15 protein-coding genes are annotated in these 14,437 nt (G+C 57.1%); 11 read left to right on the top strand and 4 right to left on the bottom strand.

Features of this window, described 5'->3' with window-relative positions; translation table 11 throughout:
- The first annotated feature begins 283 nt into the window (after nt 1-283).
- From trxB to infA, 4 genes are all read left to right on the top strand, one after another.
- Complete coding sequence (gene trxB / locus F451_RS0106160) at nt 284-1,240, top strand: thioredoxin-disulfide reductase (RefSeq protein ID WP_020680483.1); 957 nt, start codon at nt 284-286, stop codon at nt 1,238-1,240.
- Between the two features lie 69 nt (nt 1,241-1,309).
- Nucleotides 1,310-2,011, top strand: coding sequence for a leucyl/phenylalanyl-tRNA--protein transferase (gene aat / locus F451_RS0106155; RefSeq protein ID WP_020680482.1), 702 nt, complete (start codon nt 1,310-1,312; stop codon nt 2,009-2,011).
- A gap of 13 nt (nt 2,012-2,024) precedes the next feature.
- Entirely contained in the window at nt 2,025-2,732 is a 708-nt protein-coding gene (locus tag F451_RS0106150) for an arginyltransferase (protein WP_026291547.1), read from the top strand.
- Nucleotides 2,733-3,160: 428 nt separating this feature from the next.
- Nucleotides 3,161-3,379 (top strand): translation initiation factor IF-1, encoded by a 219-nt coding sequence (gene infA, locus F451_RS0106145; protein WP_007019821.1) that lies wholly within the window; start codon nt 3,161-3,163, stop codon nt 3,377-3,379.
- A gap of 455 nt (nt 3,380-3,834) precedes the next feature.
- On the opposite strand, the gene clpA is transcribed toward infA, so the two are convergent.
- Both clpA and clpS read right to left on the bottom strand, forming a co-directional pair.
- On the bottom strand, nt 3,835-6,105 hold the full coding sequence (gene clpA, locus F451_RS0106140; RefSeq protein WP_020680480.1) for an ATP-dependent Clp protease ATP-binding subunit ClpA: 2,271 nt from the start codon (nt 6,103-6,105) through the stop codon (nt 3,835-3,837).
- A gap of 13 nt (nt 6,106-6,118) precedes the next feature.
- Entirely contained in the window at nt 6,119-6,487 is a 369-nt protein-coding gene (gene clpS / locus F451_RS0106135; RefSeq protein WP_020680479.1) for an ATP-dependent Clp protease adapter ClpS, read from the bottom strand.
- A gap of 237 nt (nt 6,488-6,724) precedes the next feature.
- Between clpS and cspD the strand changes: the two genes are divergently transcribed.
- Nucleotides 6,725-6,937 (top strand): cold shock domain-containing protein CspD, encoded by a 213-nt coding sequence (gene cspD, locus F451_RS0106130; RefSeq protein ID WP_020680478.1) that lies wholly within the window; start codon nt 6,725-6,727, stop codon nt 6,935-6,937.
- Nucleotides 6,938-7,109: 172 nt separating this feature from the next.
- Here cspD and icd read toward each other — a convergent pair whose 3' ends face one another.
- Nucleotides 7,110-8,366, bottom strand: coding sequence for an NADP-dependent isocitrate dehydrogenase (icd, locus tag F451_RS0106125; protein ID WP_020680477.1), 1,257 nt, complete (start codon nt 8,364-8,366; stop codon nt 7,110-7,112).
- A gap of 95 nt (nt 8,367-8,461) precedes the next feature.
- On the opposite strand from icd, the gene F451_RS0106120 reads away from it, so the two are divergent.
- Complete coding sequence (locus F451_RS0106120) at nt 8,462-9,139, top strand: pseudouridine synthase (protein ID WP_020680476.1); 678 nt, start codon at nt 8,462-8,464, stop codon at nt 9,137-9,139.
- Between the two features lie 34 nt (nt 9,140-9,173).
- On the opposite strand, the gene moaE is transcribed toward F451_RS0106120, so the two are convergent.
- Nucleotides 9,174-9,626: a molybdopterin synthase catalytic subunit MoaE gene (moaE, locus tag F451_RS0106115; protein WP_020680475.1), complete on the bottom strand. Its 453-nt coding sequence runs from the start codon at nt 9,624-9,626 to the stop codon at nt 9,174-9,176.
- Between the two features lie 81 nt (nt 9,627-9,707).
- On the opposite strand from moaE, the gene F451_RS0106110 reads away from it, so the two are divergent.
- The 5 genes from F451_RS0106110 to trmJ all read left to right on the top strand — a co-directional run bounded on the left by F451_RS0106110 (nt 9,708) and on the right by trmJ (nt 14,312).
- The gene (locus F451_RS0106110; RefSeq protein WP_020680474.1) at nt 9,708-10,181 is read left to right on the top strand and encodes an NUDIX hydrolase; all 474 of its coding nucleotides are present in this window, start codon (nt 9,708-9,710) and stop codon (nt 10,179-10,181) included.
- The gene (mnmA, locus tag F451_RS0106105; RefSeq protein WP_020680473.1) at nt 10,178-11,287 is read left to right on the top strand and encodes a tRNA 2-thiouridine(34) synthase MnmA; all 1,110 of its coding nucleotides are present in this window, start codon (nt 10,178-10,180) and stop codon (nt 11,285-11,287) included. The genes F451_RS0106110 and mnmA overlap by 4 nt, the downstream gene beginning before the upstream one ends.
- A 9-nt stretch (nt 11,288-11,296) precedes the next feature.
- Nucleotides 11,297-11,968 (top strand): high frequency lysogenization protein HflD, encoded by a 672-nt coding sequence (hflD, locus tag F451_RS0106100; RefSeq protein WP_020680472.1) that lies wholly within the window; start codon nt 11,297-11,299, stop codon nt 11,966-11,968.
- Between the two features lie 144 nt (nt 11,969-12,112).
- Nucleotides 12,113-13,477, top strand: coding sequence for an adenylosuccinate lyase (gene purB, locus F451_RS0106095; RefSeq protein WP_020680471.1), 1,365 nt, complete (start codon nt 12,113-12,115; stop codon nt 13,475-13,477).
- Nucleotides 13,478-13,589: 112 nt separating this feature from the next.
- Nucleotides 13,590-14,312, top strand: a complete 723-nt coding sequence (trmJ, locus tag F451_RS0106090) for a tRNA (cytosine(32)/uridine(32)-2'-O)-methyltransferase TrmJ (RefSeq protein WP_026291546.1) — start codon at nt 13,590-13,592, stop codon at nt 14,310-14,312.
- Nucleotides 14,313-14,437 lie beyond the last annotated feature (125 nt).

Raw genomic sequence — 14,437 nt, 5'->3', positions numbered from 1 at the left:
TAGACTATACAGGGCAATTCTGACAGCCGGCTGAACAAACGCCCGCACACCATTGCCCTGCGGCCGCATATCAGACACGGGATTGAATTTAGGCTCCGCCGCCCTCATCTTAGGGGCCAGCCAGGTAAATACCGATCTGTGACTGGCATGCTGACCGGCCTTCCCCGCGCTTTATTATTTGAAGCGCCGCATCACGGCCGGCACATGATCAGCCCAGACAGACGCCACGCGCGCAGCACAGCACAGCACAGCACAGCCAATTAAACATCGACACGGATCTAACATGAGCGAAGTCAAACACCACCGCCTTATTATTCTTGGTTCCGGCCCTGCCGGATACACTGCGGCCGTTTATGCCGCCAGGGCAAACCTTAACCCGGTGATCATTACCGGCATGCAGGCCGGCGGTCAGCTGACCACCACCACCGATGTCGATAACTGGCCCGGCGATGCCGAAGGTGTGCAAGGCCCAGAGCTGATGCAGCGCATGCAGGCTCACGCCGAGCGTTTCAATACTGAAATTCTGTTCGACCACATCAATGAAACCGACCTGCGCAACCGCCCGTTTCGCCTTAAGGGCGACATGGGCACCTACACCTGCGACGCACTGATCATCGCCACGGGCGCATCCGCCCAGTACCTCGGCCTTGAATCCGAAGAAGCGTTCATGGGCAAGGGGGTTTCAGCCTGCGCAACCTGCGATGGCTTTTTCTACCGTGGTCAGAAAGTCGCTGTTATCGGCGGAGGCAACACGGCCGTTGAAGAAGCGCTCTATCTGTCCAACATCGCTGCTGAAGTAACATTGGTACACCGCCGCGACACCCTGCGTTCTGAAAAAATTCTGCAGGACAAGCTGTTCGAGCGCGCCAAGAACGGCAACATCAAGATTATCTGGGATCACACCCTGGACGAAGTTCTTGGTGATCAAACCGGCGTAACCGGTATGCGCGTGCGCAGCACGAAAGACGACAGCACCCAGGAGATCGAACTGGCCGGCGTCTTCGTTGCCATTGGTCACAAGCCCAACACCGACATTTTTGAAGGTCAGCTGGACATGCGTGACGGCTACTTGCGAATCCGTTCAGGCCTTGACGGCAATGCAACAGCCACCAGCGTTGCGGGTGTATTCGCCGCCGGCGACGTCAGCGATCACGTCTACCGCCAGGCTGTTACATCGGCGGGCTTTGGTTGCATGGCGGCACTGGATGCCGAGCGCTACCTGGACGACCTGGAAAAATAAGCCACACAACCGGCTGCACCCGGGCAGGCTCTCCAGCCTGCCCGTTGACTCAAATTCGGGGAAACCTTGATGATTTCCTGGCTTTCTCGCAGCTCCCACCAGTTTCCACCCGCTTCACAGGCGCTCAAGGATCCCAACGGCCTGCTCGCAGCAGGCGGCGACCTGAGCCCCGAGCGGCTGCTCAACGCATACCGTAACGGTATATTCCCCTGGTACAACCCCGGCGAGCCCATCCTGTGGTGGAGCCCGGATCCACGCTGTGTGATCTATACAGACCGGCTGCACATCTCCCGCAGCCTGCGCAAACGCCTCAAACGCAATGACTATCAGGTGACGTTCGACCAGGCATTCAGTGACGTCATGGATGGCTGCGCCGCGCCACGCGCCGGCAGCTCGGGCACCTGGATCAGCCAGGAAATGCATGCAGCGTACAACAGGCTACATCGTAATGGGCATGCGCATTCCGTAGAGGTGTGGCAGGATGGGGAACTGACGGGTGGGCTTTACGGTATCGCTTCAGGCTGCATGTTCTTTGGCGAATCGATGTTCAGCCGGCGCACAGACGCATCCAAAATAGCCTTTGCGTGGCTGGTCGAACAACTCAAAAACTGGGGCTATCCTTTAATTGATTGCCAGGTTCACAATCCGCATCTCGTCACGCTTGGCGCAGAAGAGATTCCACGGGAAACCTTTCTTCAGGAACTGGATCGAAATGTCGAGACACCCTGTAATCCGACCTGGAAGTTCGATATCGATATGAGCGTATTTTAGAGGCTAAGACTCCGTGACTACTCTGCGACAGCTGCATTTTTATTCCACACCGGAACACGAATGCAGCTATATTCCCGGACGCATGGCCCGCACACTCTTTGTGGATCCGCAAGCCATCATCAGCACGGACGCCTATAGCCAGCTGTCAGAGCTGGGATTTCGCCGCAGCGGCAAACATATCTATCGTCCGCATTGCGAAGGCTGCCAGGCGTGTGTTTCAGTGCGTATTCCCGCGGACAACTACCGCCCCAGCAAGAGCCAGAAACGCATCCTGAATCGCAACCGAGACCTGTCCTGCCAGCGCGTCGCACCGGTAATGAGCGATGAGCATTACGCTCTGTACGCGCGTTATATTAATGCCCGCCACGCCGATGGCGACATGTACCCGCCCTCCATTGAACAGTTCCGGGCATTTCTGGTGGAGGGCCATGACAGCAGTTTTTTCTTTGAGGTGCGTCTCAACGACCAGCTGCTTGCCGTTGCCGTAACGGACCAACTGACCCAGGGGCTGTCTGCGATTTACACCTTCTACGATCCGGACATGCCCAAACGCAGCCTCGGCACCTATTGCATCCTCACCCAGATTGAACAGACCCGCCAACTGGGCTTGCCCTACCTGTATCTGGGCTACTGGGTAAAGCAATGCCAGAAAATGAGCTACAAGATTGGTTACCGCCCGCTGCAATTGCTGATCGACGGCCACTGGAGCGCATTGCGCTAGCAGCCTGTCGGGTTTGACCGCTCGTAGCGAGGGGAAGACCGTTCTGAATCAGTTTTTTGAGCTCTTTTGCGACGAATAGTGGTTCTATTTAACAAAGAAGAGCTCAAACAATGGCCAGAATCGGCTTTTCCGCACGACTGCATGGATGCAGGAGGTAGGGCGAAGCAGGATGCCCGAGCCGAGTGGATCAGTGTTAAGTCCGACAGGCTGCCAGACCCTGCTAACGCTGCGCATGCGCCCTACTGCCGTTAAAACGCCTCAGACGATGCAACGGACGCCACAGTCTTAACGCTACAATGCTCGAATCTCTTTGATATAACACCGCTTTTAAGGCAGAATACTGCGCTTCACTGGGAAGCGCTGGTTAATTTCGCATTAATTCGGCGCGGAAGACTGGGTTAGCAACAGCTTTACAAGGTAGGTACTGAATGGCCAAAGAAGATAGCATTGAAATGGAAGGCACCGTTATCGATACGCTGCCGAACACTATGTTTCGCGTAGAACTCGAGAACGGTCACGTTGTAACAGCGCACATTTCCGGCAAAATGCGCAAGAACTACATCCGCATTCTGACCGGCGACAAAGTCAAAGTAGAATTGACACCTTACGACCTGAGCAAGGGTCGCATCGTTTACCGCGCTCGCTGATTGCACGCCATACCCAGCTTTCTTCCGCTTCATCAGCTTCAGTGGCAGCACCCTCGCTGTCACTGTGCTGCGCACGCGACTCTGAAGCACCTCCTCCCCTGACCGACGCTGAAAGCGCCTTAATTCTGCGCGGGAACGCCTGACATCTGCACTGCCACTCGCCTTAATACACACTCAGGCAAGCGGGCACCGTAAAAATATTCAGGCACGCCTAAAGTGCGGCCGATATGGCACCTGTTGAACGGCATGTCAGGGGATTAAACAGAGAAACGCGCAAACCGAAAGCGGTACAGCAATTTCAACACGCGAAGCACTTCACCTCATGAGAGGCGCCGGTCAATTGCGGCAAGATACATCACCTCAATTGACCTGCACCCTTATCCCAAAAGACGACCTCATACGGCCAGTTCCTGCATAACCGGCTCAAAAAGCCGATCCGGAACCCGCCTCCGTGATCAGTGACACCCTTCCGGCTGTTCAGAAACCACATGTAGTACCAGATTACCGTCGTCACCGGCACTGATCTCTACCGTTCCGCCATCCTCAGCCAGTTCGCCGAACAGAATCATCTCGGCCAGCGGCTTCTTCAGCTGTTCCTGAATCAGGCGTTTCATCGGTCGGGCACCCATGGTGTCGTCGTACCCCTTCTCCGCCAGCCATGCGCTGGCAGAATCATCCACATGCAGCACAACTTTCTTTTCATCCAGCTGCGCCTGCAACTCGGTGAGGAACTTGTCGACCACACCGCGAATAATCTCCGGCGACAGCGACTTGAACTGAATGATCCCATCCAGGCGGTTGCGGAACTCCGGCGAGAACATGCGACGAATTGCCGCCATGCCATCGCTGGCATGATTCTGGTGCGTAAAGCCAATGGACGGCCGACTCATGGCCTCGGCGCCCGCATTGGTGGTCATCACCATGATCACGTTGCGGAAGTCTGCCTTGCGTCCGTTGTTATCGGTCAGGGTACCGTTGTCCATGACCTGCAACAGCAGGTTAAACACCTCCGGATGCGCCTTCTCGATCTCATCAAGCAGCAGCACGCAGTGTGGTGACTTGGTCACCGCTTCCGTCAGCAAACCGCCCTGATCGTAGCCAACATAGCCAGGAGGCGCACCAATCAGACGCGACACGGTGTGACGTTCCATGTACTCGGACATGTCAAAGCGCACCAGCTCAATACCAAGAATCCTCGCCAGCTGCGTTGTAACCTCGGTTTTACCAACCCCTGTGGGTCCGGCAAACAGGAAGCAACCCACCGGTTTGTTCGCTTCCTTGAGGCCCGCACGCGACAGCTTGATCGCCGAGGACAGCGTATCGATAGCCTGTTCCTGACCCAGCACAACCATTTTCAGATTGGTGTCGAGTTTTTTCAGCAGATCCTTGTCGGAAGCGGAGACGCTTTTCGGCGGTATGCGCGCAATCTTGGCCACCACGACCTCGACCTCAGGCACATCAATCAGCAGTGTGCGATTGTCCTCCGGCATCAGGCGCTGATAGGCGCCCGCTTCATCAATCACATCAATTGCCTTGTCAGGCATGTGCTTGTCGTTGATATAGCGATCCGCAAGCTCCGCAGCTGCACGCAACGCGGCATCGGTATACTTCAACTGATGATGCTGCTCGAAGCGATTCTTCAGCCCTTTCAGAATCTGATAGGTATCCATAACGCTGGGTTCAAGCACGTCAATTTTCTGGAATCGACGCGCCAGCGCACGGTCTTTCTCGAAAATACCGCGAAACTCCTGATAGGTCGTCGAACCTATGCAGCGAATCTCACCCGAACTCAGCATCGGCTTAAGCAGGTTGGACGCATCCATGGAGCCGCCAGAGGCTGCTCCCGCACCGATGATGGTATGAATCTCGTCGATGAAGAGAATCGAGTGTTCCTGACTGCGGATCTCGCCAAGCAGTGCCTTGAGACGCTTTTCAAAGTCGCCACGGTACTTGGTGCCGGCCAGCAAGGCCCCCAGATCCAGTGAATAGACAACGCTGTCAGCAATCACAGAAGGAACCTGCCCCTCAACAATCAGCTTGGCAAGCCCTTCGGCGATCGCGGTTTTACCGACACCGGCCTCGCCGACAAGCAACGGATTGTTCTTGCGCCGACGCGACAGGATCTGGATAACGCGCTCTACCTCTGCATCCCGGCCCACCAGCGGATCAATACGCCCCTGCTGCGCCAGAAGATTCAGATTGACCGCATATTTGGCCAACGCGCTCTTGTCCTTGTCTTCACCGCTCTCGGAATCCACCGAGACTTCGTGATCCTGGGATTCGTGATCCGATACGCGGGAAATACCGTGGGAAATGTAATTGACTGCATCAATGCGCTCTACGCCCTGCTGCTGCAACACGAAAACAGCCTGGCTTTCCTGCTCACTGAAGATCGCCACCAGCACATTGGCGCCGGTTACCTCGTGCCGCCCGGAAGACTGCACGTGGAACACAGCGCGCTGCAGTACACGCTGAAACCCCAGCGTGGGCTGGGTTTCCATGTTGGGGATATTCTCCGGCAACAGCGGAGTCGTCTCGTCAATAAAGGTGGTCAGCGACTGACGCAATTTCGCAATATCAGCGCCACAGGCGTTCAAAACCCCCTGAGCTTCGCGGTTATCTAGCAACGCGAGCAACAAATGCTCAACCGTCATGAACTCATGCCGCTTGTCCCGGGCTACCCGGAAGGCTGCGCTGAGGGTCTCTTCCAACTCTCTGTTAAGCATGGCGGACTCCTGATCAGACGCTCTCGACTTCACACAACAAGGGATGTTTATTTTCCCTTGAATATTGATTCACTTGCGCGGCTTTAGTTTCAGCCACGTCACGCGTGTATACACCACAAACGCCCTTACCCTGAGTATGGACGGCCAACATGATCTGTGTCGCCTTTTCCTGATCCAGGGCGAAAAAAATCATCAACACCTCAATGACAAAATCCATGGGGGTGTAATCATCATTCATTAGCACCACGCGATACATGGGCGGGCGCTTCAGTTTCGGCTTCGCCTCCTCGGTGGCCAACCCTGAATCATGATCACCGTGCTGCTCGTCATGCCCTTCGTTGTCACTATCAGACGAAAGCCTGATTGATACGGAACTGCTCATGCCTGATTGTTAGCCTTTACTTTGGTCAGTAGATGAAATTGGGGACTGACAATTAGCGTCCCGGATTGCCGGTGCTATACTGCCGTGACGCAGGATGGATCCAGTATCTGCAGTACCTGCCTCAATGTAAAGAAGTCGCCCGGGACTCACTTCACCATTGTAGCAAGTCAGCGTCTGGGAGTTGAAGCTTGTTTCCTGCAGACGAGTTTCAGGACAGAAATCAAGGGGAATTCGCGCATGCAGACAGGGAAAGTAAAGTGGTTCAACAATGCGAAAGGATATGGATTTATTCTTTCGGATGACCACAACGAGGACTTGTTCGCCCATTACTCGGCGATCCAGTCAGACGGATATCGCAGCCTCAAGGCGGGACAAATGGTTGAATTTGAAACCCAGCCGGGCCCCAAAGGCACCCATGCCGTCAACATCAAACCGCTCGGCACGAACTAACCCCCACCAAGATACCGAGACAACAGCACAGCGCCGCTACCCTGTTGAACCCGCAAGACGGCGCTACTGTCCGCGTGTTCAGCCGACTTAAGCCACAGCCAGCAAAAAACCAGCCTTGAGGCTGGTTTTTTTTATCACTTACCGGCACCTGCTTGGCACTCGGCGCAGCCCGTTACATATTGGCGATGATCGCATCGCCAAATTCCGAACTTTTCAGCAACGTGGCACCGTCCATCAGACGCTCGAAGTCGTAGGTTACGGTTTTGGCTGCGATAGCACCATCGACCCCCTTGATGATCAGGTCAGCCGCCTCGAGCCAGCCCATATGGCGCAACATCATTTCAGCCGACAGGATCACCGAACCGGGATTGACCTTGTCCTTGCCCGCATACTTGGGCGCAGTGCCGTGCGTTGCCTCGAAAATTGCCACCTCGTCGGACAGGTTCGCCCCGGGCGCGATGCCGATTCCACCGACCTCCGCGGCCAGGGCATCGGAAAGATAATCGCCGTTTAGGTTCAGGGTGGCCACCACATCGTACTCGGCCGGACGCAACAGGATCTGCTGCAGCATGGCATCGGCAATCACATCCTTGACCACAATCTGCTTGCCGGTCTTGGGACTCTTGAAGCTCATCCAGGGACCGCCATCCAGCGGCGTGGCACCAAACTCTTCCTGGGCCAGTTCGTAGCCCCAGTCCTTGAAGGCGCCTTCGGTGAACTTCATGATGTTGCCCTTGTGCACCAGGGTCACCGAGTCACGGTTATTGTCGACCGCGTATTGCAGCGCCTGGCGCACCAGTCGCCGCGTACCCTGCCGGGAAACCGGTTTGATACCGATACCGCAATCCGTGTCGAAGCGAATCTTGGTAACGCCCATTTCCTCTTTCAGGAAACGGATTACCTTGTCCGCCTCCGGCGATCCGGCCTTCCATTCGACCCCGGCGTAAATATCTTCGGAGTTTTCACGGTAGATCACCATGTCCACATCCTGGGGATTGATCACAGGACTCGGCACCCCCTTGAACCAGCGCACCGGCCGCTGACAGACATAGAGGTCAAGTTCCTGCCGCAACGCCACATTGAGCGAGCGAATACCGCCGCCAACCGGCGTCGTCAAGGGGCCCTTGATACCGACAACGAAGTCCTTGAACGCCTGCAGGGTCTCCTCCGGCAGCCAGGTATCCTGATCATAGATCTGCGTCGCCTTCTCGCCGGCGTAAACCTCCATCCATGAAATCTTGCGCTGGCCACCATACGCCTTGTCAACGGCAGCATTCACCACCTTGATCATCGGCGGTGTAACATCGACACCGATGCCGTCGCCCTCGATATACGGAATGATAGGGTTTTGGGGGACGTTCAGGGAAAAGTCAGCATTGACAGTGATCTTTTCGCCCTGAGTTGGCACCTGAATCTTCTTGTATCCCATTCTCTACTCCACTGAATACATTCGTAGTAGTATCGCCGGACTGAGTTTGCACAAAGCCACTTTTGCCTCTATCGCACTATAGCCCATCAGGTCCAATGTCCAAGCTGATCCTGTTTAACAAGCCCTTCCAGGTACTCACCCAGTTCACCGACGACCAGGGTCGCATAACGCTGGCCGACTTCATTCGCGAGAAAGAGGTCTATGCCGCCGGCCGGCTGGATTATGACTCCGAAGGCCTGCTGCTGCTGACCGACGATGGCGTGCTGCAACATCAGCTTAGCCATCCGCGGCACAAAATGGAAAAGACCTATTTGGCCCAGGTGGAAGGCAATGTGAGCGAGGCGGCGCTGGCAGCACTGCGCAAAGGTGTTGAACTCAAGGATGGCATGACCGCACCGGCTCAGGCCAGGCGCATCGAAGACCCGAATCTATGGCCGCGCAATCCGCCCATACGGGAACGGGCGCAGATCCCTACGAGCTGGATTGAGCTGTGCATCACTGAAGGCAGAAACCGGCAGGTCCGGCGCATGACCGCAGCCGTGGGCTTCCCTACCCTGCGCCTCATCAGAACCGCCATTGGCCCCTGGACACTTGATGGCCTCGCCCCGGGACAGTCGCGCAGCCTCGACGTGCCAACGCCCAAACCGGCGACGCGCCCTCAGCGCAAGGCAGCGCACACGCCCGGCAGGCCCGAAAGGCGCAATGCGATCAAAAGCTCGAGATCGAATAAAACCAGCACCACCCGAACAAAGCCGGGGCGACGCCCACGCTAGCGCGAAGCCTCGGCTGGAGGCCGGCATGGCGCCGCTACCACTTGCTGGCTGCGTCCAGGTCACTGCCCTTTTGCTCGACCCAGCGGGCATCGCTGTCCAGCAATTCCTTTTTCCAGAACGGGGCATCGCGCTTGAGGTAGTCCATGATAAATTGCGCCGCTTCAAAGGCCGCCACCCTGTGGCGCGACGAGACCCCGACATAAACAATATTGTCGTTACCCATGAGCTCGCCAACGCGGTGAATCACGCTCACCTGTCCGAGTGACCAGCGTTCCCGCGCCTGGGCCACAATTCTGGCCAGCGCCTTTTGCGTCATGCCGGGGTAATGCTCAAGGAAAATGCCCCGCAACCGCTCGGCGCCTTCAAGCTCGCGCACGATACCGGTAAAGGTCACAATCGCACCGCAGCTGGCATCCTCGGCACGCAGCTGCTCATGCAGGCTGGCAATGTCGAAGTCTTCGGTTTGAATACTGATAAAATCGGTCATACACGACTCCTGTTGCGGGCGGGAAAAATCATAGCATTAATGCTATCTTGTGCACCCCTTGATTTGGCGGATACGAAACCGATGTGCTGGACGCCCCATGCAACCGTCGCCACCCTCGTTGAACGGGACGGCCGATTCCTGATGGTTGAGGAACATGCCGACAACCTGCGGGTCTTTAACCAGCCTGCGGGTCATGTCGAGGAAGACGAAACCCTGCTGGCGGCCGCACGGCGCGAAACGCTGGAGGAAACCGGCTGGCACGTGCGCCCTGAATACCTGGTTGGTATGTATACCTACAAAGCACCCTCCAATGGGGTAACCTATTACCGTTTCTGTTTTGCCGCCTCCGCGCTGGAACGCGAGCAGGATTACCCGCTGGATGAAGACATCATCGCGGCCCATTGGCTTACGCACGACGAGCTTGTACAGCGCGCCGATCAGCTACGCAGCCCCCTGGTACTGCGCTGCATCGATGACTACCTGGCGGGCCGGCGTTACCCGCTTGATTTTGTGACCGAATATTCTGCCCTGAGATCCGACCCGACTACACCATGAGCGAACACACAAACACCAAAGTAATCGTCGGCATGTCCGGCGGCGTCGACTCCTCCGTTTCAGCCCTGCTGCTAATGCAACAGGGGTATCAGGTCGAAGGCCTGTTCATGAAAAACTGGGACGAGGATGACGGCACCGAATACTGCACGGCACTGGCAGACCTCGCTGATGCGCAGGCCGTATGTGACCGCCTGGGTATCACGTTGCACAAGGCCAACTTTGCCGCCGAGTACTGGGACAACGTGTTCGAACACTTTCTGGACGAGTACCGCGCCGGCCGCACACCCAATCCCGATATCCTCTGTAACCGGGAAATAAAGTTCCGCGCCTTTCTCGATTACGCCTGTGAGCTGGGGGCCGACTTCATCGCCACCGGCCATTACGTCCGGCGACTGGATCAGGACGGTCGAACCCGACTGCTCAAGGGACTGGACAACAACAAGGATCAGAGTTATTTCCTGCACCAGGTGGGCGAAGCTGAACTGGCAAAAACCCTGTTCCCGATAGGCGAGCTGGAAAAGCCCGAAGTGCGCCGCATTGCCGAAGAGCATGACCTGGCTACCCATGCCAAGAAAGACAGCACTGGCATCTGTTTTATCGGCGAGCGGCGTTTTGCAGACTTTCTGCAGCAATACCTGCCTGCCCAGCCAGGCAATATTGAAACCCCCGAGGGCGAAGTCATCGGCCAGCACGCAGGCCTCATGTACTACACCCTGGGGCAGCGCCAGGGGCTGCGCATAGGCGGCCTTAAAAACCATCCAGAAGAACCCTGGTTCGCCGCCATCAAGGACCTGGAGCGCAATGTGCTTGTCGCCGTGCAGGGCAAGCAGAATGACCTATTGTTCACCGACTGGCTTACCGCCGGCGATATTTTCTGGATTAATGGCCAGAGTCCAGCCCTGCCGCATCGCTGCAAGGCCAAGGTGCGCTACCGCCAGGCCGATCAGGACTGTGTCATAGAGGCCTGCGGCGATGCCGGCTATCGGGTTCGCTTCGATCAGCCGCAGCGCGCCGTCACACCCGGTCAGTCCGTGGTGTTCTACGACGCTGAGACCTGCCTGGGTGGCGGGGTAATTGAAACCACGGGTAAAACCGGCTCGGAGTAAGTGCTTAAAATGTCACGCCAACAGGATGAACAAGCCATTGCCCTGGCGGCAATGTGCCAGGCCGCAGCCCTGGTCGACCAGATCGCCACGCGCGGCATGATCCCGCAGAACAGTTTTGAGTCCAGCCTCTACAGCATCTTTGTAACCGACCCCAAGCGCACCGAAGATATTTACGGCGGCGCCCATGACCTGCCCCACAACCTGAGCCTGGGCCTGAAAACGCTCAGCGATCTGATAGAGAAACGCAGGGGCGATCAGAACCGCAACCTGATCAACTACGTGCTCAGCATGATCACCCTGCAGGCCAAGCTTGCCTCCAACAAGGAGATGCTCGACACCCTGGGCAAGCGCATCGTCCAGATCCGTCAGCAGGCGCAGTATTTCAACGGCCAGGACGGCGATGCACTGGATAACCCGGCGGTTTTCACCCATACCAATGTGGTGGCCAATATCGCCAGCCTGTACCAGGAAACCATCAGCACCTTCAGCTTTCGCATTAACGTTGGAGGCGATCCGCGTCACCTGCAAAATGCCGACAATGCCGCCAAGATCCGTGCCCTGCTGCTGGCCGGCATCCGTGCCGCAATGCTCTGGCATCAGGTGGGTGGGCGTCGCTGGCAGTTGCTGTTTTTCAAACATCGGGTACGCCCGTCGCTGCAGCGCCTGCAAGTCCCTCAATAGATCGCAGCGCGACGGCCGGGTAGCGCAAAATGCATGCATACCCGGGGTTTCCGCATCACAGCTGCGCATAAGTCATACGCCGGCGCCGCATTTCCGTTATAATGCGCGCACTTTTTTAACCCTACAGTCACAGCGAGACGTTTCATGGAGCTCTCTGCCCTTACCGCCATTTCTCCCATCGACGGACGCTACGGCAGCAAAACTGCTGACCTGCGCCCCATATTCAGCGAATTCGGCCTGGTTCGTTTCCGCGTCGAAGTGGAGATCCGCTGGCTACAACAGCTGGCCAACCACCCCGGCATCGTCGAGGTTCAGCCGTTCAGCGTCGCTACCAATGCGCAGCTCAACGCCATCGTCAGCGACTTCAGTGAAGCCGATGCACAGCGCGTCAAGGACATCGAGCGCACCACGAACCACGACGTCAAGGCCGTTGAATATTTCATCAAGGAAAAATTCGGCAGCAACGACGAACTGGCCAAGATTAGCGAGTTCGTGCATTTTGCCTGCACGTCCGAGGACATTAACAACCTCTCCCACGCCCTGATGCTGAAAAACGGCCTGGCCGTCATGCAGGATCAGATGCAGCAGGTGAAGGATGCCATCGCTACCCTGGCACGCGATTACGCCGCACAGCCGATGCTGTCCCGCACCCACGGCCAAACTGCTTCGCCCACGACCCTGGGCAAGGAAATGGCCAACGTTGCGCACCGCCTGCAGCGCCAGCTCAAACAGCTGGACCAGATGGAGTTCCTCGGCAAGGTGAATGGCGCCGTCGGCAACTATAACGCCCACCTGTCCGCCTACCCCGACGTCGACTGGCAGGCCTATGCCGAATCTTTCGTCACCAGCCTGGGCCTGGACTGGAACCCGTATACCACCCAGATCGAACCGCACGACTATATCGCCGAGCTGTTTGATGCAATCTGCCGTTTCAACACCATCCTGATCGACTTTGATCGCGATGTATGGGGTTACATCTCGCTGGGTTACTTCAAGCAGCGCACCATTGCCGGTGAAGTGGGCTCGTCCACCATGCCGCACAAGGTCAACCCGATCGACTTCGAAAACTCCGAAGGCAACCTCGGCATCGCCAACGCAATCATGCAGCACCTCGCAGCCAAGCTGCCAATCTCCCGCTGGCAGCGCGACCTGACCGACTCCACGGTACTGCGCAACCTGGGTGTTGGCTTTGGTCACAGCCTGATTGCCTACCAGTCAGCCCTCAAGGGCATCAGCAAGCTGGAACTGAATGCTGCACGCCTGGACGCCGACCTCGAGAACGCCTGGGAAGTACTGGCCGAGCCGATTCAGACCGTGATGCGCCGCTACGGTATCGAAGAGCCGTACGAAAAGCTCAAGGCACTGACCCGCGGACACACCATGAACCGCGAAACAATTCAGAACTTTATCGATACGCTGGACATGCCGGACGATGCCAAGGCTTCGCTCAAGGCACTCACGCCGCAGAATTACATTGGTAATGCTGTGGCGCAGGCCGAATCGATCTGATTGATCCGGGCTGAACGAACGGGGCCCCAGGGCCCCGTTTTCAATGGTGATCGACAGCGGCACAGCCCGCGCCAGCGATAGACGTACAAACCGATCCGCCTTCGGAACTGCCATGCTCAAGAATATCCGCATCGTACTGATCAACACCTTTCACCCCGGCAACATAGGCGCCGCCGCCAGGGCCATGAAGAACATGGGCCTTACGCAGCTATGGCTGGTGGAGCCGCGGGAATTCCCCCACCCCGATGCCGACTCCCGCGCCGCCGGCGCCAAGGATGTCCTGGACGCTGCCCGCGTTGTAGGCAGCCTGGATGAAGCCATTGCCGACTGTCAGCTGGTCATCGGCACAAGCGCTCGCAACCGGACCTTCGATCTGCCTCAGCTGGATGCCAGGCAGTGCGGCATCAAGTGCGCGGCCGAGTCAGCCGACGGCGAGATCGCCATCGTGTTCGGACGTGAAACCATGGGGCTGCACAACGACGAACTCAAGCGTTGCAACTTTCATGTCTATATTCCGGCCAATCCGGAATACCCGGTGCTCAATGTAGCCCAGGCCATACAGCTGCTGAGCTATGAAGTCTGGATGGCGCACGAACAGCCGGTAATCCAGACCGAAGGCGCCCAGTACCCGCGCCAGGGCGAAATGAAGCTGTTTTACGAGCATCTTGAGCGCGTGCTGCGTCTTACCAACTTCATCATTCCGCAGCACGAGGGCCGCGTGCTGGACAAGCTGCACCGCTATTTCAATCGCAGTCGCCCGGAAAGGGCCGAGCTTGGCATGCTGCGCGGTATCCTCGCCTCAGTTGAAGAAGTGCTCGGCAAGCAGAAGAAATAACCCTAACCACAGCGACCCCGAACACTCGGGGCTCGGCATGCTGCGCGCTTTCTTCGCCTCAGTCGAAGAAGTGCTCGGCAAGCAGAAGAAATAACCCTAACCACAGCGACCCCGAACCGCGAAGC

This window comes from Marinobacterium rhizophilum DSM 18822 (genome assembly GCF_000378045.1).
Classification (GTDB): domain Bacteria; phylum Pseudomonadota; class Gammaproteobacteria; order Pseudomonadales; family Balneatricaceae; genus Marinobacterium_A; species Marinobacterium_A rhizophilum.
This window is presented reverse-complemented; position numbering and strand designations above follow the sequence as displayed.